The following is a 22,937-nucleotide window of genomic DNA, read 5'->3' as shown; positions in this document are numbered from 1 at the left end:
CCTCGACACGAGCAATCTAAGTGTTTATTATCTCCGACTTTTTTGGCGCGGATTGGTTTTTTTCTGAAAAAAGGTCAATAACGAATGTGCTATAATTAACTGTTTTTATTAATGATTTATGATTTTAGCGCCGATGCCTAGAGCAAGAGCGTTAAGATAGTTTGGAAGTTTGCTATGAGTGGCCAAAAAGGAAACGCATCAAATCGTTCTATCGATAAGGATATGACTCACTATGACGTGATTGTTGTAGGGGGTGGTCACGCCGGTACGGAAGCAGCTTTGGCTTCTGCAAGAATGGGGGTAAAAACCCTGTTGTTGACCCATAATATCGATACTTTGGGGCAGATGTCTTGTAATCCGGCGATTGGTGGAATCGGCAAAGGACATTTGGTCAAAGAGGTTGATGCTTTGGGTGGCGCGATGGCTCTTGCGATCGATCAAGCTGGTATTCAATTCAGAACCCTGAATGCTTCCAAGGGACCTGCGGTGCGTGCCACGCGCGCTCAAGCGGATCGTGTGCTTTATCGCCAAGCTATCCGTACCCTATTGGAAAACCAACCTAATTTATATATTTTTCAGCAACCTGTCGAAGATATGTTGATTGAGGGCGACAAAGTCGTCGGCGTTGGCACCAAAATGGGGTTGTGGTTTTATGCGCCACAAGTGGTGTTGACGGTTGGGACTTTCTTGGCAGGGAAAATTCATATCGGACTTCAAAACTATGAAGGCGGGCGTGCTGGTGACGAACCGGCGAATCGCCTTGCGGCAAAACTGCGTGAACTGGATTTGCCGGTTGGACGCCTAAAAACGGGGACGCCGCCGAGAATTGATGCGCGTACTGTTGATTTTGATGCAATGCAGGTTCAGCCTGGTGATGATCCGATGCCTGTGTTTTCCTTTATGGGAACGCGCGAGATGCACCCGCAGCAAATGCCTTGCTACATTACTTATACCAATGAAAAAACACATGACGTGATTCGAAATTCATTGGATCAGTCTCCTATGTACTCTGATGTTGGAGAAATTGACAGCATCGGTCCGCGTTATTGTCCTTCTATTGAAGACAAGGTAATGCGTTTTGCCGATAAAGACCGTCATCAAGTGTTTATTGAACCGGAAGGTTTGACTTCTATTGAGCTTTATCCAAATGGTATTTCCACTAGCCTGCCCTTTGACACCCAAATGCAAATCGTGCGTTCAATGAAAGGGATGGAGCAGGCGAGAATTTTGCGCCCCGGTTACGCGATTGAATATGATTATTTTGATCCAAGAGGCTTGAAGCCAACCTTGGAAACCCGTGCGATTAATGGTTTGTTCTTTGCGGGGCAAATCAACGGAACGACGGGTTATGAAGAAGCCGCAGCGCAAGGCTTGTTGGCGGGGATGAATGCTGCCAGAGCCGCACAAGAAAAAGATCAGTGGACACCGCGCCGCGATGAAGCTTACATGGGTGTGTTGGTTGATGATTTGATTACCTTGGGAACCAATGAGCCGTATCGTATGTTCACTTCTCGTGCTGAGTATCGTTTGATGTTGCGTGAAGACAATGCGGATCAGCGTTTGACGGAAATCGGTCGTGAGTTTGGCTTGGTGGATGATGCGCGCTGGGTGGCGTTTGAGCAGAAGATGGAATCCATGGATAAGGAAATCGAGCGTTTGAAACAAACGTGGATTTATCCTCATCACGCAGAGGCGAAAAAAGCGGAAGCTTTGATGGACTTACCTTTGAGTAAAGAGCAAACATTGTTTGAATTGCTGAAACGCCCGAATGTGCGTTATGACGCTTTGGCGACGCTAGACATGTTTGGTGAGACAGTTGACGACCCACAAGTGATTGAGCAGATAGAAATTGAAGCGAAGTACTCGGGTTATATTGAGCGCCAAAAGCTGGATATCGAAAAACTCCGTCGTTCAGAAGAAGTGAAAATTCCAGAAGACTTGGATTTGGATAAAATCTCCGGGTTATCGAATGAAGTGAAGCAAAAAATTCGCGATCATAAGCCAGATACGATTGGCATGGCGTCACGCATTTCAGGGATTACGCCGGCGGCTATCTCGATCTTGCTGATTTATATTAAAAAGCACCGCCAAGCGGTAAAAACGGTTGCATAGGTAGAAAAGAAATTCATGTCTCAATTCTATTTTGATCAACTGGCGGAAGCTTATGAAGCATGGGGCTTGGAGCCATCCCCCCCAACCTGGCAGAAATTGGTCGACTATTTGGCGTTATTACGCAAGTGGAACAAGGTTTATAACTTGACGGCGATTCGTAATGAACAGGAAATGTTCGTTAAACATTTATTGGATAGCTTGGCAGTCGCACCATTTATTGATAGTGAAAGATTGATTGATGTTGGTACTGGGGGTGGTTTACCTGGTATTCCTCTGGCGATATTGTTTCCGGAAAGACAAATTGATTTGCTGGACAGCAACAGTAAAAAAACCCGTTTTCTGATTCAGGCGAAAGCAGAATTAGGTCTTCAAAATACGCAGGTGTTTCATATGCGAGTAGAGGATTATCAGCCGGAAACTTTATATGACGGCGTTGTCTCCAGAGCGTTTGCTTCTTTAGACGATATGTTGCATTGGACCGGACATCTCCTGAAGGAGGAGGGTTACTGGTGGGCAATGAAATCACAGAAAACTCAAGATGAGCTAGCGCAATTACCTAATTTTGCTAGAATAACGCAAGTTTTCGAGTTGCAAGTACCTCATTTGCAAGCGGAAAGAACCTTAATTCAAGTGCAGAAAATTTAGAGTGTCTAGGTGATATGAGTCGGATCATTGCAATCGCTAATCAGAAAGGCGGCGTCGGAAAAACGACTACCAGTGTTAATTTGGCAGCTGCATTGGCGAGAATGAAAAAGAAGGTTCTGCTGATTGATATGGATCCGCAAGGTAACGCCACAGTCGCTATTGGCGTTGATAAGGATGAGATTGAGGTCTCAGCTTATGATCTTCTGCTTGGTGATCTGAAAACCAAAGATGTTATTCTGCCAACCGAAATCGAAGGACTGGATCTCATCGGTTCGAACAGCGAACTGACCGCTGCCGAAGTTGAACTGATTGAAGAAAGCAAAGGTCCAAAGCGTCTACGCAAAGCCCTCAAAAAAACCGTTGATCATTACGACGCCATCATTATTGACTGCCCTCCAACCTTAAATATGCTGACATTGAATGCCTTGACTGCGGCAGACGGTATTGTTGTGCCTGTGCAGTGTGAATTCTTTGCGCTGGAAGGACTGTCTGCATTGATGGATACCATTGAGGCGGTGCAGCAGGATTTGAATTCTGATTTACATATCGATGGTTTGTTGCGCACCATGCATGATCGTCGCAATAATCTGGCGAATGATGTCTCCAATGAGTTGGTAGCGCACTTTGGTATGAAAGTGCTACAAACGATTATCCCGAGAAATGTTCGGTTGGCTGAAGCACCAAGTCATGGTGAATCAATACTGGACTACGATATTGGATCAAATGGTGCGATTGCTTATTTGGCACTGGCGAATGAGTTGATTCGAAAAACCAAGATTTAAAAGTTTCATTAACGGAAAAGCGGACGAAAAAGATGGCAAAGAAAAGAGGAATGGGACTAGGTGGTGTTCGTGCATTGTACGGCGCTAAGCAAAAAGCGGAATCGAATGTTTCGGACCTACGCATCGAAAAAGTTTCCATTGATCATTTAAAGCCGGGGGTTTATCAGCCACGTTACAAGTTTGATCAAGAGGCTTTATCCGAGTTGGCGGATTCGATTCGTTTGCAAGGTATCGTTCAGCCAATTGTCGTCAAAGTGTCCGATGAAGATAATACTTATGAAATTATTGCGGGTGAGCGCCGCTGGCGCGCAGCCAAAATTGCAGGGTTAACATCTGTCCCTGTTGTTATTCGTCAAGCTGACAATCAAGCAACGCTGGCAATGGCATTGATTGAAAATATCCAGCGCGAAGACCTAAATCCGATTGAAACGGCACTTGGTTTGAAACGTTTGATGAAAGAGTTTGAGTTAACTCAGCAAGCTGTTGCAGATGCAGTCGGGCGTTCAAGAACTGCTGTAACCAATTTGCTGAGACTACTGAAGCTTCCAGAAAAAGTACAAGAGTGGTTGCACAACGGTGATTTAACCATGGGGCATGCCAGAGCCATTATTACGCTACCGGAAAACTTGCAGTTGGAGTTGGCGCAAAAATCTATCGCCAAGAACTGGACAGTGCGAGATATGGAACAGGCAGTTCAAGCGATTTTGGTACCTAAAAACTTGAAGAAAGCGAAGAAGCCCCAGCTTGCTGCACACTACCTTGAAAAGCAGGAACAGATTTCTGAGAAGATGGCGACCAAAGTTAAGATTAACCATGGCGCGAATGGCAAAGGTAAAATTGAGTTAGCCTTCTCTTCCGAAGAAGAGTTACAGCGTTTGCTTGAGCACTTGAGCTAAGCAAAGGTGCGAAAAGATAAATGATATTAATGACGACAAGGTGTTTTTGAGCATATTTAGTGTCATGAATTATTGTTATAACTATATCTAGTGGCTTCATAAAAATAGTTTGAATACTACTAGATTTTAGCTATAGAAAAAGCTATCATTTCAAGCCGTTTTGATTTGGATATTGGCACTGAAATAATGTGTCAAACAGAGCTAGAAATTTAACGTGAAAACAGAAGAAAAAAGAGTTGAAGAAACCTCTTCCTCGAAGCAAAAACCTGCGTTAAATTTTTTGCTGATGGGTGCCGGGTCAGTGTTTACCAGCATGATTGTTGCTGGTTTTTTGGTTGGATATGTATTTGACCAGTTGTTCAATACCACGCCGTTGTTTTTGCTGGCTTGTGGTGTATTGGGCTTTATCGGCGGCATTATGAGAATTCATAAGTTGCTTGGAAAAATGGATTTAATGGAATTGCCTGAAAAGCTAAAAGAAACAGGTGATTCTAAAGTAGAAGAACAGGGCAAAGATGCAAAATAAGAGTATGTCTCAATCTTTGATGATTCAAGGGTTGATCGGACTGGTTGTTTTGATCGCTTTTGCTTTTAAAGGGCTTTGGGCTTCTGCGCTTTATGGGTTGTTTATCGGGCTAGTGAATGTGGTTCTTCTGGGATGGACGTTCCAGAAAGCGAATCAGCGCGCGGCAGAAAACCCAAAAAGTGGCATACTGATTTTATATCTAAGTGCAGTCATTAGATTCGTTCTTTTGGCTGTGTTATTTGTATTAGGGCTGTCGCTCCTGAAACTTGATCCAATGGCGGTCGTTTTAACCTTTGTGTTAATGCAGGCTGGCCAAATGTTCAATTTGAAAGGCAAGCGGCGTTTGACTGACTAAGGAGAAAGACCTTGAGTACTGAAAAAATGGGTACCGTTGAGTATATCCAGCACCATTTGCAGAACAACTCTATTTGTAGTGCTGATCACATTAATTCAACTACAGGATTATGTGAAGGTTTTTGGGTTTTGAATGTAGATACACTGGTAATCGCGGCTTTGATTGGTGCGCTAATTGTTTTTGTTGCTGCTCGTATGGGCAGAAAATTAGCATCAGGGACTCCTGGTGGTTTTCAAAATTTTGTAGAGAGTATTTTAGATTTTGTATCAACAAACGTCAGAGATGCTTTCCCTGGTCACAATCCTCTGATTGCACCACTTGCATTGACCATTTTCCTTTGGGTATGGTTAATGAACTTCATGGACTTGATCCCTGTTGATTTACTTCCTTATTTGTATCAAATCGTGACGGGTGACCCTCATGCTCACCTGAAAGTTGTACCAACAACTGATTTGAACACGACTTTAGCAATGTCTTTCACTGTATTTGCTTTGATTTTGTTCTACAACATCAAGGTTAAAGGTGTGGTTGGTTTCATCAAAATGTTCCTATTCCACCCATTCGGTAAATTTTTCGTTCCTGTAAACATCGTTATGACGATTATCGAAGAAGTGTCTAAGCCACTATCGTTGGCACTGCGTTTGTTCGGTAATATGTTTGCGGGTGAACTCGTATTCCTATTGATCGCTTTGATCGGTGGAACTTTGGCAGTAGGTGCTGCTGCTTTATTCTGGGCACCATTACAAGCTTTGCTAGATTTAGGTTGGTTGATTTTCCACTTGTTGGTAATCACGCTTCAAGCCTTTATCTTCATGGTGCTAACAATTGTTTACCTTGGAATGGCGCACGAAGACGACCATTAACAAGTTAGGCAAGAAAGGAATATAGAGGCTGCACATTAAAGTCTCTAAAGGTTTTAAGCAACCTACCTGTCAAACCAATAGGTAAACCGCTTTTTATTTAACTATTAACTTTAACTTTAAGGAGTAAACTAAATGGAAGCTCAATTTATTGCGGACATTTATGCTGCTACGGCAATTGGTGTTGGTGTTATCTTGGCTGCTGCTGGTCTAGGTTCAGCAATTGGCTGGGGTCTAATCTGTTCTAAGACGCTAGAAGGTATCGCGCGTCAACCAGAAATGCGTCCTGCTTTGATGACTAACATGTTTATCTTTGCTGGTTTGATGGAATCTTTCCCATTCATCATCCTAGCATTCGCTATGTGGTTCTTGTTCGCTAACCCATTCGTTGGTGCTATGAAAGCTGCTTTGGGTGCATAATCCAAAGACTTTTTATACCCATAATTTTTAATAACGAATGGCGAGGTAACCACCGTGAGTATTAACGCAACGCTTCTCATCCAAATTATCGCTTTTGCGCTGTTGATTTGGTTTGTGAACAGAGTGCTGTGGGGGCCGCTTTCAAAGTTAATGGAAGATCGTCAAAAGCGTATCGCTGATGGTCTTTCTGCTGCAGAGAAAGGTAAGCATGAGCTTGAATTAGCTGAACAGAAAGCAAAAGAAATTTTGAAGGATGCTAAATCTCAAGCTCAGAACGTACTAAGTCAAGCTGAAAAGCGTGGTTCTGAAATCGTAGAAGATGCGAAAGTAAAGGCTGCTGAAGAAGCTGACCGTATCAAAGCTGCCGCCCAAGCAGAATTAGAGCAAGAAGTAAGTCGTGCTAGAGAAGAGCTTCGTAAAGAAGTTTCTGGCCTAGTGGTTGAAGGTGCAGAGAAAATTCTTAAGAAAGAAGTTAATGCTGCAGCACACAACGACATGCTTGAAGCCTTAGTAAAATCAATCTAAGGAAACTCTATGGCAGAATTAATAACAATTGCTAGACCTTATGCTGAAGCCGTTTTTGCGGTAGCGAAGGAAGAAGGTAAGTTAGAAGCTTGGTCTGAAAGCCTAGCAAATCTAGCCGCAATTGTTTCTGACGAGACAATGCAAGCTTTTATGGCGAATCCTGAAACTCAGGATTCCCAAGTATCTGAAGTATTCACCGCAGTTTTGGGTGGAAAAACAGATAAAGAGCTAGATAACTTACTGTCTGTAATGACTGAAAACAAGCGTTTGCAATCATTGCCTTTCGTAGCTGAATTGTTTGAGGACATGAAAGCTATCGAAGAAAAAAAGGTGAGAGCAACGGTTATTTCAGCACGTGCAGCAACGGTAGAGCAGAAAAAGAAATTAAGTGCTGCTTTAAATGCTAAGTTTGATGCCGAAGTTGAGATTACTTATGAAGAAGATTCTTCATTGATCGCCGGCATTAAAATCATCGTAGGTGACTGGGCTATTGATGGCTCAGCACTATCGCAGTTAAACAAACTTGGCGCAGCAATCGCCCAATAATGGAGAGGAACACACATGCAATTGAATGCCTCTGAAATTAGCAGCCTGATCAAAGACCGAATCAAAGGTTTTGATGGCGCAGCAGAGTCTGGCAGTGAAGGTACGGTCGTTAGCATTGCTGACGGTATCGCACTTATTCACGGCGTATCAGATGTAATGTATGGTGAGATGGTTCAGTTCGATGAGAACACTTTCGGTATGGCGCTTAACCTTGAGCGTGACTCTGTTGGTGTTGTTGTATTAGGTGAATTCGAACACATCTCAGAAGGTCAAAAAGTGACTTGTACTGGTCGTATTCTGGAAGTTCCAGTTGGACCAGAAATGATGGGTCGTGTTGTTGATGCACTAGGTCGTCCAATCGACGGTAAAGGCGCTATCGACACTAAAGTAACATCACCTATCGAGCGTATCGCTCCAGGTGTAATCGACCGTAAATCTGTTGATCAACCAATGATGACAGGTATCAAGTCTATCGATTCAATGATTCCAGTTGGTCGTGGTCAGCGTGAGTTGATCATCGGTGACCGTCAAACTGGTAAAACAGCGATCGCGATTGATGCAATCATTTCCCAAAAGAACACAGGTGTTAAGTGTGTTTACGTTGCAATGGGGCAAAAAGCTTCTACTGTCAACAACGTAAGACGTAAGTTGGAAGAAATGGGTGCGATGGATAACACTGTTATCGTTGCAGCTAACGCTTCTGATCCTGCGGCACTTCAATACATGGCTGCTTATGCAGGTTGCGCGATGGGTGAATACTATCGTGACCGTGGTGAAGATGCTTTGATCATCTATGATGATTTGACTAAACAAGCACAAGCTTACCGTCAAGTATCTCTACTATTACGTCGTCCTCCTGGACGTGAAGCTTTCCCTGGTGATGTATTCTATCTACATTCACGTTTGCTAGAGCGTGCTGCTCGTGTAAGCGCTGAGTATGTAGAGAAGTTCACTAACGGTGAAGTAAAAGGTAAGACAGGTTCTTTGACTGCTCTTCCTATTATTGAAACACAAGCAGGTGACGTTTCTGCTTTCGTACCTACCAACGTAATTTCTATTACAGACGGTCAGATCTTCCTTGAAACTGGTTTGTTCTCTCAAGGTATCCGTCCTGCTGTTAACGCTGGTTTGTCAGTATCCCGTGTTGGTGGTGCCGCTCAAACTAAAGCAATCAAGAAATTGGGTGGTGGTATCCGTCTAGACTTGGCTCAATATCGTGAACTTGCGGCTTTCGCACAGTTTGCATCTGATTTGGATGCAGCGACTAAAGCTCAGCTAGAACGTGGTAAGCGCGTTACCGAGTTGATGAAGCAAAAACAATATGCTCCGTTGACTATTGCTGAAATGGCTACTTCTCTTTATGCAGCTAACGAAGGCTACCTTGATGATGTAGAAGTCGAGAAGGTTTTGGATTTCGAAGCAGCGCTCCACGCGTTCTTGAACTCTGAACACGCTGACCTAGCCGCTAGCATTAATGCTAAAGGTGATTGGAACGACGACATCGTTGCAGGTGTAAAAGCTTGTATCGAAGCTTTCAAAGCTAACGGCGTTTACTAAAAGGGGTAGTCCATGGCAAGCGGTAGTAAAGAAATACGGGCAAAAATTGCTTCCGTAACAAATACCAAGAAAATCACAAAAGCCATGGAAATGGTGGCTGCTTCTAAAATGCGTAAAGCGCAAGCTCGCATGGAAGCAACTAAGCCATACGTTGAAAAAGTGAAAAGAGTGATTGATCACGTTGCAAGTGCGCATCCTGAGTACAAACATCCTTATACTCAAGCACGTGAAAACGTGAAGCGCGTTGCGTTGGTCATGATCTCTTCTGATCGTGGTTTATGTGGTGGTTTAAATTCAAACCTATTCCGCAAGGCCTTACCAGCACTAAAACGCTGGCAAGAAGCTGGGGTTGAAGTAGAGCTAGCACTAGTCGGAAACAAAGCACAAACATTTTTCCGTTCATACGGCGGGAATGTAGTAGCAACCGTTTCGGATTTAGGGGACGCCCCACACATTGAAGATTTAGTCGGAACCATCAAAGTGGTTTTGGATCGCTATGAAGATGGCGAAGTCGATGAAGTTTATTTAGCTTCTAACGAGTTCGTTAACACTATGGCTCAAAATCCTACCATTGAAAAGCTGATTCCGATTCAATCAGAAGCACCTAGCGAAACGCATTGGGATTATTTGTATGAGCCTGATGCCAAATCTGCATTGAACTTGTTGATGCGTCGCTATGTGGAAGGCACTGTTTATGGTGCGGTGGTTGAGAATGCAGCATGTGAGCAAGGTGCTCGTATGATCGCGATGAGAAATGCTACAGATAATGCTGGTGAAATGATTCGCGAGCTTAAGTTGGCATACAACAAGGCGCGTCAGGCTGCAATCACGCAAGAATTGTCTGAAATTGTTGCTGGTTCATCCGCTGTATAGGTTTGAAGGATTTCAATAAAAGGTTAAAGATTATGAGTGGAAAAATAGTACAAGTAATCGGCGCGGTAATCGACGTCGAGTTTAAAGGTGCTGATTTACCAAAGATCTATGACGCTTTGAAAGTTGATGAACTAGGCTTGACGCTTGAAGTTCAACAACTAATCGGAGACAACCAAGTTCGTGCGATCGCGATGGGTTCATCTGATGGTCTTAAGCGTGGTATGGCTGTTACCAACACTGGTGAGCCAATCTCAGTACCAGTTGGTAAAGCAACACTAGGTCGTATCTTCGACGTTTTGGGTAACCCAATTGATAATGCGGGTCCAGTTAACGCAGAAGAGAAAAACACAATTCACCGTCGCGGTCCTAAGTTCGATGAACTTGCGGCTTCTCAAGAATTGCTTGAGACAGGTGTTAAGGTTATCGACTTGATCTGCCCATTCGCTAAGGGTGGTAAAGTTGGTCTATTCGGTGGTGCCGGTGTTGGTAAAACCGTTAACATGATGGAATTGATCCGTAACATCGCGATCGAGCACTCAGGTTACTCAGTATTTGCTGGTGTAGGTGAGCGTACTCGTGAAGGTAACGACTTCTATTATGAAATGGAAGAGTCTGGAGTATTGGATAAAGTTGCGCTAGTTTATGGTCAGATGAATGAGCCACCAGGTAACCGTCTACGTGTTGCTTTGACTGGTTTGACAATGGCTGAGTACTTCCGTGACGAAGGTCGTGATATCCTGTTCTTCGTAGATAACATCTACCGTTATACGCTTGCTGGTACAGAAGTATCTGCATTGCTAGGTCGTATGCCATCTGCGGTAGGTTATCAACCAACTCTTGCAGAAGAGATGGGGATGATTCAAGAGCGTATCACGTCAACTAAAACAGGTTCTATCACGTCTATTCAGGCGGTATACGTTCCTGCGGATGACTTGACTGACCCTGCTCCTGCTACAACCTTTGCTCACTTGGATGCGACAGTTGTATTGAACCGTGCAATCGCTGAAACTGGTATTTATCCAGCGATCGATCCACTAGATTCAACTTCTCGTCAGCTTGACCCACAAGTTGTTGGTCAAGAGCATTATGACGTTGCTCGTGGTGTTCAACAAACACTTCAACGTTATAAAGAGCTTAAAGACATCATCGCTATCCTAGGTATGGATGAGCTTTCAGAAGAAGACCGCGCAACAGTTGCGCGTGCACGTAAAATGCAACGTTTCTTCTCTCAACCATATTTCGTAGCGAAAGTGTTCACTGGTGAAGATGGACGTTATGTATCTCTAAAAGAAACAATCCGTGGATTCAAAATGATTTTAAGCGGTGAGTTGGATCACATTCCTGAGCAAGCATTCATGTATGCTGGGGACATTGATGAAGTTTTAGAGAAATCTAAAAAATACGAAGGTTAATTGATTATGGCAGTCTCAATGCAAGTCGATATTGTTAGTGCAGAAGGATCCCTTTTCTCCGGTAAGGCAGAAATGGTATTCGCACAGGCTGCCAATGGTGAGGTTGGTATCATGCCTCACCATACCCAGTTTTTGAGCCAGTTAAAGCCTGGACAAGTTCGTGTTATCAGTGGTGATGAAGAAGATTTCTTCTTTATCAACAGTGGCATCATCGAAGTACAGCCTTCGGTTGTAACCATTTTGGCAGATACAGCCATTCGTGCTGAAGATCTTGACCAAGTTGCTGCTGAAGAAGCAAAACGCAGAGCTGAAGAAGCGATGGACAAAGCAAAATCCGATACGGATATTGCTAGAGCCCAAGTTGAATTGGCAGAAGCAGTTGCTCAAATTCAGACTATCAGCAAATTGCGTGATCGTCTGCATAAAACTGGGTTGGCATAATTGTTAATCTAAGTGAAAAAAGCGCCTTTTGGCGCTTTTTTTATACCTGTTAAAACCTCTTTCATAGCATTCTGTATAATAGGCTCATTTAGTTAAGAAATTCTCCTATACAGGAAAGTCTATGCCGTTAAAAGTTATTATTCTTGCTGCTGGCAAAGGTACAAGAATGCGCTCAAAACTCCCGAAAGTTCTTCAACCACTTGCAAGCAAGCCATTACTGGCCCATGTCGTTGCCACATCCGAAAGACTAGGTGCTGACAATATTTTGGCTGTGATTGGTCATGGCGCAGATCAAGTCAAAGAAGCCATTCAATCAGAACATTTACACTTTGTTTTACAGCAACAACAGCTAGGTACCGGTCATGCCGTTCAGCAGGCAGTAGATCATTTTCAGGAGGAAGACGATGTACTGATTTTGTATGGTGATGTTCCACTAACAAAAAAAGAAACATTGGAAGGTTTGTTGGGACAGTTGAACGACCAAGCCCCTCTGGCATTACTAACGACCAACCTTGATGATGCCACTGGATATGGACGAATTGTGCGAAATGAACGCCAACAAGTCACCGAAATTGTTGAGGAAAAAGATGCTTCCAACGAACAGAAGCATATCAAAGAAATCAACACAGGCATCATGGCAGCAAAAGGAAAGTGGCTTAAACAATGGCTTTCCAACCTTTCAAATGATAATGCGCAAGGTGAATATTATTTAACGGATATTATTGCCATGTGTGTGTCTGATGGCTTCCATGTTGAAACAGCTCAGCCAGTCAGCTTGATGGAAGTGTTAGGGGTTAACAACAAACAACAATTACAGGATTTGGAGCGTCAATATCAACGAGCTTTGGCTGCTGATTTGATGGAACAAGGCGTGACACTGATTGATGCTGAAAGAATTGATGTTCGCGGAGAATTGGTTGTTGGGCAAGATGTTGAAATTGATGTCAATGTCGTTTTTGAAGGTAGAGTCAGCCTGGGCGATGGCGTAAGAATTGGCGCCAACTCTATTGTTAAGAACTGTGAGATAGCAGATGGTGTGAGTATTGAAGCATTTTCTCATTTAGACAGCGCCGAGATCGGTGCAGACTGTGTGATTGGGCCTTATGCACGTATTCGCCCAGGAACCGTCTTGGCGGAAAAAGTGAAAATTGGCAATTTTGTTGAAACCAAAAAAGCCGTTATTGGCTACGGTTCAAAGGTCAATCATTTGAGTTATGTTGGCGATACCCTGATGGGGCAAAACTGTAATATCGGTGCCGGAACCATCACCTGTAACTACGATGGCGTTAACAAGCACCAAACCAAGATTGGAGATAATGTATTTGTTGGCTCTGATACTCAGCTGGTGGCTCCTGTTGAAATCGAGAACGATGCGACCATCGGTGCAGGCTCAACCATCACCAAAACCGCGCCATCGGGAGAGTTGACGTTGTCACGTTCCAAGCAACTGACGATCAAGGGTTGGCAGAAGCCAATCAAGAAAGCGAAGTCATAAAATCTGCCAGGTTGGGGTAGCTGAACGACAAAGGGAACAGACATGATTTACCGAGAAATCCTGCCGTCACAAGCGGATAGTTTTCAAAAGCTGATGAAAGACAATCAATGGGAAATGGTTTCTCAGGATGGTGGCCAAAGTGAGTTTATCGGTTGGGCATACATCATGCATTGGCGATGCGTTATTGAAGGTGAAGAAAAGGCCGCAGAAGTTTGGCTTCATTTCTCTGAAAACCAAGGTGTTCAGGCATCGCACTTAGAAATGAATCCACAGGCAAAACCTTTAATTGATGCATTATTGTCCGAGTGGTAACAATGCACTTATTGTCTAAGAAAACCTGGCTGATTTTTATACAGTTGACAAGACTGGATCGACCTATTGGTACTTATCTTGTTCTTTGGCCTGCATTGTGGGCACTTGTGCTTGCGGCAGACCACTTACCTTCCATGAGTCTGGTCATTATTTTTACTCTGGGTGCATTTGCCATGCGTTCAGCTGGCTGCATTATTAATGACTACGCAGATCGTCATTTTGATGGTCACGTGGAGCGAACCTGCAACCGCCCATTGGCAGCGGGATTAATTACCGAAAAACAGGCACTAGGTTTTTTTATTGCCCTGTGTCTACTCAGCTTAGGGCTAGTGCTGCTACTGAATAAATTGACGATTATCCTGTCGATTGGCGCACTGATACTGGCGACACTCTATCCTTTTATGAAACGCCATACTTACTGGCCGCAAGCTTTTTTAGGTGCTGCATTTGCCTGGGCGATTCCTATGGCCTTTGCGGCGGTACAAAACGATGTGCCTTGGCAAAGTTGGATTGTTTTCCTCACCATTATGATTTGGGCGCTGATCTATGACACCGCCTATGCCATAGGAGATAAAGAAGACGATTTGAAAATAGGTATTCGCTCTACTGCAATATTGTTTGGAGAACATGTGCGATTCTGGATAGGTTTCTTCCAGTTGATTATGTTCGGATTGCTGATTTGGATTGGCGCGTTATTTGATCTAGCAGTGGGTTATCATGCCGCGCTACTGATTGTTTTTGGGTTGTTCATGTATCACCAGCGTTTATTGGCTAAAAATGATCCTAAAGCTGCGTTTGATGCTTTTTTAAACAATCATTGGGTTGGATTGGTGCTACTGTTGGGTACACTGTTTGATAAGTGGTAAGCCAAGAACAGTGATTATTGTAGCGTACCAATTTCAGGTGCTTGATGGATGAAGCTATCAAATTGCCAGTCGGCCTTAGCGACAGATTGCTGAATAATCGTGAGTAGCGCTTTGACAAAAGATGGCTGATAACTGAGTGCGATGCCAGCCCCTTCTTCTGGTTCAAGGGCTAATTGCGGCGCATCAGTATCAAACCCTTTGAAAGTAATCTTGCTTAGAAGGATTGGCGCTTCCCCTAAAGGAAAATCAGCGGCTTCTGGCGGTTCGTAAGGCTGATTAAACTGGCTTTCATCAAGGGCAGCTGGCTGAACTATCTCAGTTTGTGCGTTTTCGCTAAAAAGGGCTTCGCCTGTTTGTGGATGCTGGCCTTGTAATGCAGGCAGCAATAATTTTAAATAACGGCGGGTCAACCATGCATGGAATACCTGTTTGTCATCGGTATGAATCTTAAGCAGGATTCTGTCTTCTATTGGGAGATAATGCGCTTGTATTTGTTTAATTTGATTGGACATAATTAAGGTGTTGGTTTTCGTTAGAAGCATTATAACCTGTTTCGGCATTTGTCTGATATGGCCGATCTCATGTTTGGCAGGTGCCGATACGCCCAAAAGCAATGAGAAATCGAAATCGCCTTCAATTTCATCAAATCTTGAAAACAATACAACGCTTCTTCCTTCAGATACCGATACCCAAAAGGCTTCTCCTCAATCCGATAACAAACAATACTTTTTTGAAGGCACTTCTAACCCATTGATGAATTCGACATTCAATTATCTAGACAAAGTTCAGAATTGGGTGGGCGGTTACGTAGAGGATTTGGGAGAGTCTGCTGATGCCTTCTTTGGTTCTGATGAAGATTTTGACCGAACGCAAGGCAGCCGCCTGGATATCATGACACCTCTTACTCTCCATGCCAATGGTAAGGTTGATACCAGAGTGAAGTTTCGAGCAAAAGTCGCATTGCCAAGAACCAACAAACGATGGAATATGATTGTGCAGTCGGCAGAAAACTCCATACAGGATTATGCAAACGCCAGCTCGGATGCCAATGTTTCCGGCAATACCGCAGCGACGGCAACAGCCAATAATGACACGGCAACAGCGGTTGGATTGCGTTATATGTTGGACGTAAAGGACTATACGTCGTCATTTGTCGGTTTTGGTTGGAATTTTAGAGGTATTTCTCCCGATCCTTATGCGCGTATCAAAGGGACCTATAAATGGCAGTTGAGCGATAAAATTTACAGCCGTATGGTGCAAGACTTATTTTGGGAAAGTTATGACGGGGTTGGACTGACATCCAAGCAAACTTTTGACTATCAATTTAACCATGAAAATTTATTTCGATCTGAGACGCTAGGAACTTGGTGGGATAAAGAGCAATTCTATGAATTGCATCAGACCTTCTATTTTTATCAGACGATGAACGTGCATCGTGCAGTGGCCTATCATGTTGGTTGGGATTGGGATACTAAGGATGTTGGACCGCACTTAACGTCGTACCATATAGGATTCAACTGGCGAGAACGTATTTATAAGAAATGGTTATTCTTTGAGATTCAACCGCGGGTGGACTTCAGTCAGGATACGGCTTTTCGTCAAGCAGATCCCAATATTACCTTTATGTTTGAAGCGCAGTTTTATGATAGGAAGTTTGAAAAGTAAAAAAGCCTGCTACCAATGGAGATAGAAGTAGCAGGAAAGGGTTAAGAGACAAGCATTAAAAAATCAAGACTAGTAAATGACTCTCAATTGAAGGGCAATACGATTGTCCAGAGAGTCTAGAATTTTATGCACTGGTGCAGAAGATGGTGCGCCAGGTGCTTTAATGTCACGAATCTCATAGTTCGCAATCAAAGTGGTTTTTTTGTTGAAGAAATATTGAGCGCCAAGAGTAGTGGTCGTAAACTGCCTTTCTTCATCATTGTTTGTGCCAGATTTAGCGTTATTTTTGGTACCGCTATCTAGATAGTCATAACGAACGTTCAACTCAACCTTTGGCACGACACGGTACCCTAGGTCAACGTGATAACCATTGGCTGCCTGATCTGGCTGAACGTTGAATGTTGCACTATCAGCAGGCGTTCCGCCCCCTTTGGTTCCACCGTAGATCATGCCGTCTGCATTTACATATTCTGCAGCTAAACGATATTTACCATTAAAATAAGTTGTTCCTAATCCAGAACGATCACGCTTTTTCTCGGTGTTGTCGATAGTGCGTTTACCGTTTTGTGACCAAACGTAGAACTTCAGACCATGGCGGCGTGGTCCTTTAGAGTCACCGAATACTTTTTCGGTAGAAAGATATAAATAGGTATCTTTGTTTTTATTGTTGTCGACTCTTGCCAAGCCATTACCGTTACCAAGCATCACGGCATAACTGGTATCCCAGCCTTTTAGGTTGAAGCTGTCAAAAACTTCTACCCCGGTATCACGGAAAGCACCAACAGGCCCGTTGCGCTGAGTATCGGAAGATGATGTATCAAAATAGCGTTCCAACAATAGGCGGTCAGTCACATTGCTGAAGTTAACATAATTGGCAACACCAATCGCTTGCATCGCTTCTTCTGAGCCAGGTGTTTTGAACAAACCGACACGAATGCGTGCACCAGGAATGTGGTTGATGGTGACACTGGCATCTGTCAACTGACCTTGAGAAGCGTTTTTGCCCGTGGTAATGCCGTTGTTACCGAATTCCGCCAATAGGAAGTAGTTAATTTTGGAGTCCAATGGGAAATTGTTTCCTCTTACCCCAATACGTGCACGTTTTACATTAAAGCTGCTTGAAGAAGACAGCTGAGGTGCAACTTGGTTAAATGCTGCGGACTTTCCTGCATAAGGCCCTGCTTTAAGCTTGGTATCATCAGTTTGCTGGTAGTCCAATTGTAGGATTCCCCAAACTTTTGCACGAGGTGCCTGATTGGTGGGTTCGGTTCCTTGTAGCATCAACCAGTTAGCTGCATGTGCTGTTGTCGAAGCGGTTGCTGCAAGTAGAGCGAGTGGAAGTACTTTTTTCATAAATTGTGTTTTCATAAGTATCATCTCTTCTTAATTTAATCTTTTGAGATAAAGTTCTCCTGATGTTGCTACAAATAAAGCAACATACTAGCGACGATATCTTGCAATGAGTTAGGGTCTTAGGTAGGCATAGCCTTGTTGTTGTAGGCGAACAAGTTCAGCAACGCCGCTTGGCACAACATCTTTGGTATCTACATCATAAAGATCTTTTTTATAGTCCACGGCTTTACCTTTAAGCGTGTTGGCGCAAACATCGAATTGCACGCCTTGCATTTTTAAAGCGTCAATTTTTTGTTGCATTTCAGATGTCGCATTTGCAGTACGAAATTTTGGATGAGTCTTTAATGCTTTAGGAAGTAACAGTAAAGATAATCCATTTCCGTGCAGAACCACTTTGACTGTAATGTGGTCCGCGCCGACGGCATTGATGTTGTTTTGAATGTTATGCAAAACGGTTGCCTGGTGTTTAGGATCATCATAGTTAATGTGATAAACCACCTTTTGATCACCGTAACGCTCGTTTGCTGAAGCTGGGCCTGACATTGCCAAACCGGCAATCAGTAAGCCAAACATCAATTTAAAAAATTTCATTTTGTTGAACATTGCTTGCTCCTAAGATTATTTTTTTATGGTTTAAGGATTTGGTAACCAGCAGCATTCAATTGCAGAATTCTTCCTGCACCAGCTGGAACCATTTGTACGCCTTCAATGATTTTTGGGGTATACCCAAGCTTTTTCGCAAAGTTGTTCAGTGTGTTTTGACAGGCACTGAAGCGAATACCAGTACTCATCATTGATTTGATGCGAGGCGTGTTTACATTACCTTTCATCAGCAAACGTAAGCCAGGGCCAAAAGCTACGACTTCGATATCAACATTCTCAGGGCCGTAATATTTCATTAGGTTGCCAGCAACATTGAGAACCAAAGTTTGCTTAAAAGGGTCAGGGTCACTGATTTGCAATACCACTTTATGGGCGGCAAAGGTATCAGGTAGTGGAGCTTCTTGTTGCGCTGCCATCGCCATCGGCGAAAGTAGCAGGCTGAACAACCAGCCCAAAATAAACGAACGTGTTAAAAATTTCATCACCACAGTTTCCTTCTAGTTGAAATGTAAAACTTTGAGTACTCATGGCAATAACGGGGGGGAGGAGAGGTTTATTCCACTTTGTTCCACTGCAATTTTCTATGGATAAATCAGCGCCATTTATTTAAGAAAATCATTATTTTCTGATATTGAAAATATCGCTTGTGCTCTAATTTTTTTTTGCCTAAGATGGAAAAAGTGAATTTTTAAAGATATCAAAATGATAAGAACTTGGATAAAACAAAAAAACAATCAAACTAAGCTGCATGCGGTTTTGGAGTCGCATTATGCGAACCTCTATCGTATTGCTTATGCTTGGTGTCAGGATGGTTCTCTTGCACAGGATCTGGTGCAGGACACTATGCTGAAGTCGTTGCAAAAAGCAGAGACCATTACCAGCTTTGAAAACATTGATCGATGGTTGTGCAAAGTGATGCATAACCTGTTTTATGACAACTGTCGTCACAATTCACGTTGGCAACAGGTCGATGTTGATGACTTTTCGGAGGAGTTGCAGTCCGAATCGATTGAGACGTTGTATATCAAAAAACAGACCATCCAAAATATCCACGATGCGATAGGGTGTTTGCCTGTCGATCAAAAGGAAATTATTATTTTGGTTGACCTGCAAGGTTATAGCTATCAGGAAGTGGCAGAGGTCATGGAAATACCAGTGGGAACCGTTATGAGTAGGCTTTCCCGAGCACGTGATAAGCTGAAAAAATTGGTTACAAGTGAGAAATATATTCCACATTATCATCATAATGTGGTGAGTCTTAAGAAGAGTAAATAGCCATGAACGCACTTGATAAATTTACTGTTCAAAACCTGCATGCCTACATTGATGGAGACCTTTCTTCAAAAGAAAAAAATGCATTTGAAAAGGCAATGCGTCAGGATGATGAATTAAAAGAAGAAGTCTGCGAACTCAGAAAGATCAAACAACAGATTTTGGAGCACTACCAGAAAATTGATATTCCACCCATGCCGGAATTGAATGTTCAAACTTCCAAAGGTTGGGGGTCTCGTTGGGCAGTAGCGGCTTCTTTGACGTTGGCATTTGGGCTTGGGTTTGTGGCGTCTCACCAAACTGGCGAACTGCAAGCCGGAAATGTAACGTCAAGCTTGGTCGCAGATAATTTTGCACCTAAAAAAGTGATTTTACATATTGATTCAGACAAGCCTGCACGTGTGCAAGCTTTGTTGCAAACCGCAAATCAGCTATTGGAAAAGACCTCTGGAACAGCTTCAAAGCCTCAGGTTGAAATCGTCGCAAATGACCATGGAATTGATTTATTCGATCAGACCAGTAAAAACCGAGCGGAAATTATTGAGATGCTGAAAAAGTATGACAATCTGAAGCTGCTTGCTTGTAAGCGTGCCTTGGAGCGTCGTGCCGATTCGGGACATCCGATTAAGTTGATTTCAAATGTTGAGTCAGACCGTACTGCAGTTGACGAAATTGTCGATAAAATGCAGCACGGATGGAGCTACCATAAGTTTTAATCAAATAGCGGTAAGCTGTTGGGTAAAAACACCTCAGTCAATAAAAGCGAATTCCCTTTTTTGGAGAATTCGCAGCGTCTAGAAGCTAATCTATTCCCTTTTTCTGATAAAAAAATAGTCTTAGTGCTAAGATAAGGCCAGATTTTTCGTTGATCTTGGCATTCAAATTCCGAGCGGAAATAATGGTTTTTGATATCCTTTGCGAACAAAACATGTCCTAATGGTGTATGCCCCAATGTCTTTAGTGAAAACCAGGGATTTCCCGGTTGAAAGTTGGGAATGATGGTTCTGGCATAAACCAAGGGCAACTCGCCGCAGGTGAGTGTCACAATCCTGATCCATGCCTTTTCTCCGGGAGCCATTTTCAAGCGTTGTTGCTCATCAGGCAATGGGTATTCCAATTTTTCAGACAAGATTTTGACCGATAGTTCGGGGCACTTTTGTCTTAACTTAGCCGTTAGAGAAGAAGGATCAAACAACCAGTCTTCCAGGCTTCTGGTAAGCATCATCCTGTGCTTTAAGGGTTTGGCATACCATTTGGGGCTGAGGGTTTTAGCAGGCTGTATCATAAACGCTTAGGCTCTTTGATAGGCAAGCCGCTCGCCATGCCAGCGGGTTTGTAAGACGGTGATTTGTTCATTGCTTGCACTATGTAAAAAAGTTTCCGCCAAATGTTTTGCCGTGGCAATCCACTCTTGGTCCCGCTTTAAGTCGGCAATGCGGAATTGTATGCCGCCTGTCTGTCTTGTTCCCAGTATTTCTCCTGGTCCGCGAAGTTTTAAATCTTCTTCGGCGATTCTAAAGCCATCATTGGTTTCTCTCATAATATTCAAGCGAGCCTTGCCTGTTTCACTCAATGGTGGCTGGTAGAGTAAGACACAATGGCTTTGTTTGGAACCCCGCCCGACACGTCCTCTAAGCTGGTGCAATTGTGCAAGGCCAAGGCGTTCGGCGTTTTCGATAATCATCAGGCTGGCATTTGGGACATTAACCCCCACTTCAATCACCGTGGTGGCGACCAATAGATCAATATCGTGTTGCTGAAAAGCATTCATGACCGTCGCTTTTTCGTCTCCTTTCAAACGGCCATGAATCAGCCCGACCTTTAAATCCGGCCAATTGTCTTTGAATTGCTGCGCCGTTACTTCGGCGGCTTGGGCATGCAGTAACTCTGACTCCTCGATTAAAGGGCAAACCCAATAGGCTTGAACACCTTGTTGGCATTGCGCGACTAAATGCTCCATGACCTCAAAGCGTTTTGCATTGCTTAATACCGCAGTCTCAATCGGTTTTCTTCCAGGTGGTAATTCGTCAATAACGGACAAGTCCAGATCACCATAAGCGGTCATCGCGAGTGTTCTGGGAATAGGGGTGGCGGTCATAATCAGTTGATGAGGGTGGTTTTCATTTTCTGAAGACTCATTGCTCGCTTTGCCTTTTTCATGAAGTGCGAGCCGCTGGTGAACGCCGAAACGGTGCTGTTCATCAATAATCACTAAGCCTAATCGATGGAATTCAACGCTTTCCTGAAATAGCGCATGTGTCCCGATAATGACTTGTGCTTCTCCTGAAGATACTTTGCCAAGCATGAGTCTTTTTTCTGCGGCCTTCATTCTGCCGTTTAGCCAAGCGACGTCAATGCCAAGTGGAATCAGCCATTCCATGAAGTGATTGCGGTGTTGTTCAGCCAGAATCTCGGTCGGCGCCATAATAGCCACTTGATAGCCTGCCTCGGCGGCTTGAATAGCGGCAAGCGCCGCAATAACGGTTTTTCCAGAGCCGACATCCCCCTGAACAAGACGCTGCATGGGGTGCGGTAATGCCAGATCCTGTTGAATTTCATTTAGCACACGTTGTTGCGCTTGGGTGAGTTCAAATGGGAGGTTAGCCAGTAAAGCTTGGCTCTTTTCGCCAACAGTGAAAACGGGCGCATCGTATTTCTTTTCCGATTGGCGCATCAACAACAGGCTCATTTGTGAGGTCATGAGTTCTTCTAAAATCAGACGCTTTTGAGCAGGGTGTTCAAATTGCTTGATTTGGAAAAGGTCGTCTTCCGGCTGAGGTTGGTGCAAAGTCAGTAGTGCTTGATTGATACCCGGGAGCTGTAGAGAGTCCAGTAATTCATTGGGAATACCTTCGTCCAATGGATATTGCTTCAACAGGGCGACGGCTTGCGTCATCAACTTTAGCAGCGAGGGTTGTCCTAAGCCTTCGGTCGTTGGGTAAATGGGGGACAGCGTATCTTCTAAGGCAGGCGGCTTGTCCGCGGCGAAGAGTTGATAGGTGGGGTGAACCATCTCTAAGCCGGTTGGCCCGGAACGGACTTCGCCATAAGCTCTGAGGATCAGCCCTCGTTTAAATTGTTGTGCCTGACGGTAGTGGAAGTGAAAGAATCGGCAGGTAAGCAAATTGCCTTCGGCATCGACAATTTTGACCAATAAGCTGGTGTTGCGGCTCTGTGTTAGGTGTTGGCTGATGATTTCGCCTTCTACCAGCGCTTCTTGACCGACGAAGAGGTTGGATAACGGCGTGAGTTTGGTTTTATCTTGATAACGTAGCGGCAGATGAAACAGTAAGTCCTGAACTGTGTGAAGCCCGAGTCGATGGAGTTTTTCGAGTTGTTTTTCGCCAACGCCTTTTAAGGACGTTAGGGTTTGTTCAGCAAGCATAGTATTTTCTTTAGTTAGGACATTGGCATTCTATCA

The 22,937-nt window shown here is 43.8% G+C and carries 26 protein-coding genes; 20 read left to right on the top strand and 6 right to left on the bottom strand.

Features of this window, described 5'->3' with window-relative positions; all coding sequences use genetic code 11:
• Positions 1–174 precede the first annotated feature (174 nt).
• From mnmG to ubiA, 17 genes are all read left to right on the top strand, one after another.
• The gene (gene mnmG / locus F8R13_RS05375) at positions 175–2,112 is read left to right on the top strand and encodes a tRNA uridine-5-carboxymethylaminomethyl(34) synthesis enzyme MnmG (protein ID WP_216642599.1); all 1,938 of its coding nucleotides are present in this window, start codon (positions 175–177) and stop codon (positions 2,110–2,112) included.
• A gap of 15 nt (positions 2,113–2,127) precedes the next feature.
• Positions 2,128–2,757: a 16S rRNA (guanine(527)-N(7))-methyltransferase RsmG gene (gene rsmG, locus F8R13_RS05370; RefSeq protein WP_152832354.1), complete on the top strand. Its 630-nt coding sequence runs from the start codon at positions 2,128–2,130 to the stop codon at positions 2,755–2,757.
• 14 nt (positions 2,758–2,771) lie between these two features.
• Positions 2,772–3,539: a ParA family protein gene (locus F8R13_RS05365; RefSeq protein ID WP_152832352.1), complete on the top strand. Its 768-nt coding sequence runs from the start codon at positions 2,772–2,774 to the stop codon at positions 3,537–3,539.
• Between the two features lie 32 nt (positions 3,540–3,571).
• Positions 3,572–4,435 (top strand): ParB/RepB/Spo0J family partition protein, encoded by an 864-nt coding sequence (locus F8R13_RS05360; protein ID WP_152832349.1) that lies wholly within the window; start codon positions 3,572–3,574, stop codon positions 4,433–4,435.
• A gap of 214 nt (positions 4,436–4,649) precedes the next feature.
• Entirely contained in the window at positions 4,650–4,961 is a 312-nt protein-coding gene (locus F8R13_RS05355) for an AtpZ/AtpI family protein (RefSeq protein ID WP_371414904.1), read from the top strand.
• On the top strand, positions 4,951–5,316 hold the full coding sequence (locus F8R13_RS05350) for an ATP synthase subunit I (RefSeq protein WP_253806357.1): 366 nt from the start codon (positions 4,951–4,953) through the stop codon (positions 5,314–5,316). Before F8R13_RS05355 ends, F8R13_RS05350 begins: the two co-directional genes overlap by 11 nt.
• 11 nt (positions 5,317–5,327) lie before the next feature.
• On the top strand, positions 5,328–6,179 hold the full coding sequence (gene atpB / locus F8R13_RS05345) for a F0F1 ATP synthase subunit A (protein ID WP_152832347.1): 852 nt from the start codon (positions 5,328–5,330) through the stop codon (positions 6,177–6,179).
• Between the two features lie 132 nt (positions 6,180–6,311).
• A complete protein-coding gene (gene atpE / locus F8R13_RS05340; RefSeq protein ID WP_024852123.1) occupies positions 6,312–6,596 on the top strand; it encodes a F0F1 ATP synthase subunit C in 285 nt (94 codons plus the stop codon).
• Between the two features lie 54 nt (positions 6,597–6,650).
• Complete coding sequence (locus F8R13_RS05335) at positions 6,651–7,121, top strand: F0F1 ATP synthase subunit B (protein WP_029911663.1); 471 nt, start codon at positions 6,651–6,653, stop codon at positions 7,119–7,121.
• A gap of 9 nt (positions 7,122–7,130) precedes the next feature.
• Entirely contained in the window at positions 7,131–7,667 is a 537-nt protein-coding gene (locus tag F8R13_RS05330; RefSeq protein ID WP_152832345.1) for a F0F1 ATP synthase subunit delta, read from the top strand.
• A gap of 15 nt (positions 7,668–7,682) precedes the next feature.
• The gene (gene atpA / locus F8R13_RS05325; protein ID WP_152832343.1) at positions 7,683–9,224 is read left to right on the top strand and encodes a F0F1 ATP synthase subunit alpha; all 1,542 of its coding nucleotides are present in this window, start codon (positions 7,683–7,685) and stop codon (positions 9,222–9,224) included.
• A gap of 12 nt (positions 9,225–9,236) precedes the next feature.
• Positions 9,237–10,097, top strand: coding sequence for a F0F1 ATP synthase subunit gamma (gene atpG, locus F8R13_RS05320; protein ID WP_152832341.1), 861 nt, complete (start codon positions 9,237–9,239; stop codon positions 10,095–10,097).
• A gap of 29 nt (positions 10,098–10,126) precedes the next feature.
• Entirely contained in the window at positions 10,127–11,509 is a 1,383-nt protein-coding gene (gene atpD / locus F8R13_RS05315; RefSeq protein WP_371414912.1) for a F0F1 ATP synthase subunit beta, read from the top strand.
• 6 nt (positions 11,510–11,515) lie between these two features.
• Positions 11,516–11,950, top strand: coding sequence for a F0F1 ATP synthase subunit epsilon (locus F8R13_RS05310; protein ID WP_152832337.1), 435 nt, complete (start codon positions 11,516–11,518; stop codon positions 11,948–11,950).
• A gap of 121 nt (positions 11,951–12,071) precedes the next feature.
• Entirely contained in the window at positions 12,072–13,445 is a 1,374-nt protein-coding gene (glmU, locus tag F8R13_RS05305) for a bifunctional UDP-N-acetylglucosamine diphosphorylase/glucosamine-1-phosphate N-acetyltransferase GlmU (protein WP_152832335.1), read from the top strand.
• Positions 13,446–13,487: 42 nt separating this feature from the next.
• A complete protein-coding gene (locus tag F8R13_RS05300) occupies positions 13,488–13,757 on the top strand; it encodes a hypothetical protein (RefSeq protein ID WP_152832333.1) in 270 nt (89 codons plus the stop codon).
• 2 nt (positions 13,758–13,759) lie between these two features.
• Positions 13,760–14,623, top strand: a complete 864-nt coding sequence (gene ubiA / locus F8R13_RS05295; RefSeq protein ID WP_152832331.1) for a 4-hydroxybenzoate octaprenyltransferase — start codon at positions 13,760–13,762, stop codon at positions 14,621–14,623.
• A 14-nt stretch (positions 14,624–14,637) separates the two neighbouring features.
• Here ubiA and F8R13_RS05290 read toward each other — a convergent pair whose 3' ends face one another.
• Positions 14,638–15,165 carry a hypothetical protein gene (locus F8R13_RS05290; RefSeq protein WP_152832328.1) on the bottom strand — a complete coding sequence of 176 codons (528 nt, stop codon included), beginning with the start codon at positions 15,163–15,165 and terminating at the stop codon, positions 14,638–14,640.
• A gap of 43 nt (positions 15,166–15,208) precedes the next feature.
• On the opposite strand from F8R13_RS05290, the gene F8R13_RS05285 reads away from it, so the two are divergent.
• Entirely contained in the window at positions 15,209–16,288 is a 1,080-nt protein-coding gene (locus F8R13_RS05285) for a hypothetical protein (protein WP_152832326.1), read from the top strand.
• Positions 16,289–16,357: 69 nt separating this feature from the next.
• Here the strand turns inward: F8R13_RS05285 and F8R13_RS05280 are convergent, their stop codons facing one another.
• The 3 genes from F8R13_RS05280 to F8R13_RS05270 form a co-directional block, all read right to left on the bottom strand.
• Positions 16,358–17,656 carry a porin gene (locus tag F8R13_RS05280; protein ID WP_152832324.1) on the bottom strand — a complete coding sequence of 433 codons (1,299 nt, stop codon included), beginning with the start codon at positions 17,654–17,656 and terminating at the stop codon, positions 16,358–16,360.
• 96 nt (positions 17,657–17,752) lie between these two features.
• The gene (locus F8R13_RS05275; RefSeq protein ID WP_152832322.1) at positions 17,753–18,232 is read right to left on the bottom strand and encodes a DsrE family protein; all 480 of its coding nucleotides are present in this window, start codon (positions 18,230–18,232) and stop codon (positions 17,753–17,755) included.
• 35 nt (positions 18,233–18,267) lie between these two features.
• A complete protein-coding gene (locus F8R13_RS05270; protein WP_152832320.1) occupies positions 18,268–18,726 on the bottom strand; it encodes a DsrE family protein in 459 nt (152 codons plus the stop codon).
• Between the two features lie 220 nt (positions 18,727–18,946).
• On the opposite strand from F8R13_RS05270, the gene F8R13_RS05265 reads away from it, so the two are divergent.
• Positions 18,947–19,519 carry an RNA polymerase sigma factor gene (locus F8R13_RS05265; protein ID WP_152832318.1) on the top strand — a complete coding sequence of 191 codons (573 nt, stop codon included), beginning with the start codon at positions 18,947–18,949 and terminating at the stop codon, positions 19,517–19,519.
• A 2-nt stretch (positions 19,520–19,521) separates the two neighbouring features.
• On the top strand, positions 19,522–20,232 hold the full coding sequence (locus tag F8R13_RS05260) for a hypothetical protein (protein WP_152832316.1): 711 nt from the start codon (positions 19,522–19,524) through the stop codon (positions 20,230–20,232).
• Here F8R13_RS05260 and F8R13_RS05255 read toward each other — a convergent pair.
• Positions 20,229–20,738 (bottom strand): chorismate lyase, encoded by a 510-nt coding sequence (locus F8R13_RS05255; protein WP_256370040.1) that lies wholly within the window; start codon positions 20,736–20,738, stop codon positions 20,229–20,231. The two genes, F8R13_RS05260 and F8R13_RS05255, sit on opposite strands and share 4 nt — an antisense overlap.
• Before the next feature lie 69 nt (positions 20,739–20,807).
• Positions 20,808–22,901 (bottom strand): ATP-dependent DNA helicase RecG, encoded by a 2,094-nt coding sequence (gene recG, locus F8R13_RS05250; protein WP_152832312.1) that lies wholly within the window; start codon positions 22,899–22,901, stop codon positions 20,808–20,810.
• Positions 22,902–22,937: the final 36 nt, after the last annotated feature.

The organism is Hydrogenovibrio sp. JE_KL2, assembly GCF_009296185.1.
Taxonomy (GTDB): domain Bacteria; phylum Pseudomonadota; class Gammaproteobacteria; order Thiomicrospirales; family Thiomicrospiraceae; genus Hydrogenovibrio.
The sequence above is the reverse complement of the archived record's forward strand: the minus strand, read 5'-3'. Positions and strand labels throughout refer to the sequence as shown.

Bases quoted from the DNA above. Each gene is read 5' to 3' on its own strand.
- F8R13_RS05365 (WP_152832352.1), top strand. From the start codon at position 2,772: ATGAGTCGGATCATTGCAATCGCTAATCAGAAAGGCGGCGTCGGAAAA.
- F8R13_RS05300 (WP_152832333.1), top strand. From the start codon at position 13,488: ATGATTTACCGAGAAATCCTGCCGTCACAAGCGGATAGTTTTCAAAAG.
- F8R13_RS05265 (WP_152832318.1), top strand. From the start codon at position 18,947: ATGATAAGAACTTGGATAAAACAAAAAAACAATCAAACTAAGCTGCAT.
- F8R13_RS05255 (WP_256370040.1), bottom strand. From the start codon at position 20,738: ATGCTTACCAGAAGCCTGGAAGACTGGTTGTTTGATCCTTCTTCTCTA.
- glmU (WP_152832335.1), top strand. From the start codon at position 12,072: ATGCCGTTAAAAGTTATTATTCTTGCTGCTGGCAAAGGTACAAGAATG.
- F8R13_RS05270 (WP_152832320.1), bottom strand. From the start codon at position 18,726: ATGAAATTTTTAACACGTTCGTTTATTTTGGGCTGGTTGTTCAGCCTG.
- F8R13_RS05310 (WP_152832337.1), top strand. From the start codon at position 11,516: ATGGCAGTCTCAATGCAAGTCGATATTGTTAGTGCAGAAGGATCCCTT.
- atpA (WP_152832343.1), top strand. From the start codon at position 7,683: ATGCAATTGAATGCCTCTGAAATTAGCAGCCTGATCAAAGACCGAATC.
- mnmG (WP_216642599.1), top strand. From the start codon at position 175: ATGAGTGGCCAAAAAGGAAACGCATCAAATCGTTCTATCGATAAGGAT.
- atpG (WP_152832341.1), top strand. From the start codon at position 9,237: ATGGCAAGCGGTAGTAAAGAAATACGGGCAAAAATTGCTTCCGTAACA.
- ubiA (WP_152832331.1), top strand. From the start codon at position 13,760: ATGCACTTATTGTCTAAGAAAACCTGGCTGATTTTTATACAGTTGACA.
- F8R13_RS05260 (WP_152832316.1), top strand. From the start codon at position 19,522: ATGAACGCACTTGATAAATTTACTGTTCAAAACCTGCATGCCTACATT.
- F8R13_RS05330 (WP_152832345.1), top strand. From the start codon at position 7,131: ATGGCAGAATTAATAACAATTGCTAGACCTTATGCTGAAGCCGTTTTT.
- F8R13_RS05350 (WP_253806357.1), top strand. From the start codon at position 4,951: ATGCAAAATAAGAGTATGTCTCAATCTTTGATGATTCAAGGGTTGATC.
- recG (WP_152832312.1), bottom strand. From the start codon at position 22,901: ATGCTTGCTGAACAAACCCTAACGTCCTTAAAAGGCGTTGGCGAAAAA.
- F8R13_RS05360 (WP_152832349.1), top strand. From the start codon at position 3,572: ATGGCAAAGAAAAGAGGAATGGGACTAGGTGGTGTTCGTGCATTGTAC.
- F8R13_RS05275 (WP_152832322.1), bottom strand. From the start codon at position 18,232: ATGAAATTTTTTAAATTGATGTTTGGCTTACTGATTGCCGGTTTGGCA.
- atpE (WP_024852123.1), top strand. From the start codon at position 6,312: ATGGAAGCTCAATTTATTGCGGACATTTATGCTGCTACGGCAATTGGT.
- F8R13_RS05290 (WP_152832328.1), bottom strand. From the start codon at position 15,165: ATGCTTCTAACGAAAACCAACACCTTAATTATGTCCAATCAAATTAAA.
- F8R13_RS05280 (WP_152832324.1), bottom strand. From the start codon at position 17,656: ATGAAAACACAATTTATGAAAAAAGTACTTCCACTCGCTCTACTTGCA.
- rsmG (WP_152832354.1), top strand. From the start codon at position 2,128: ATGTCTCAATTCTATTTTGATCAACTGGCGGAAGCTTATGAAGCATGG.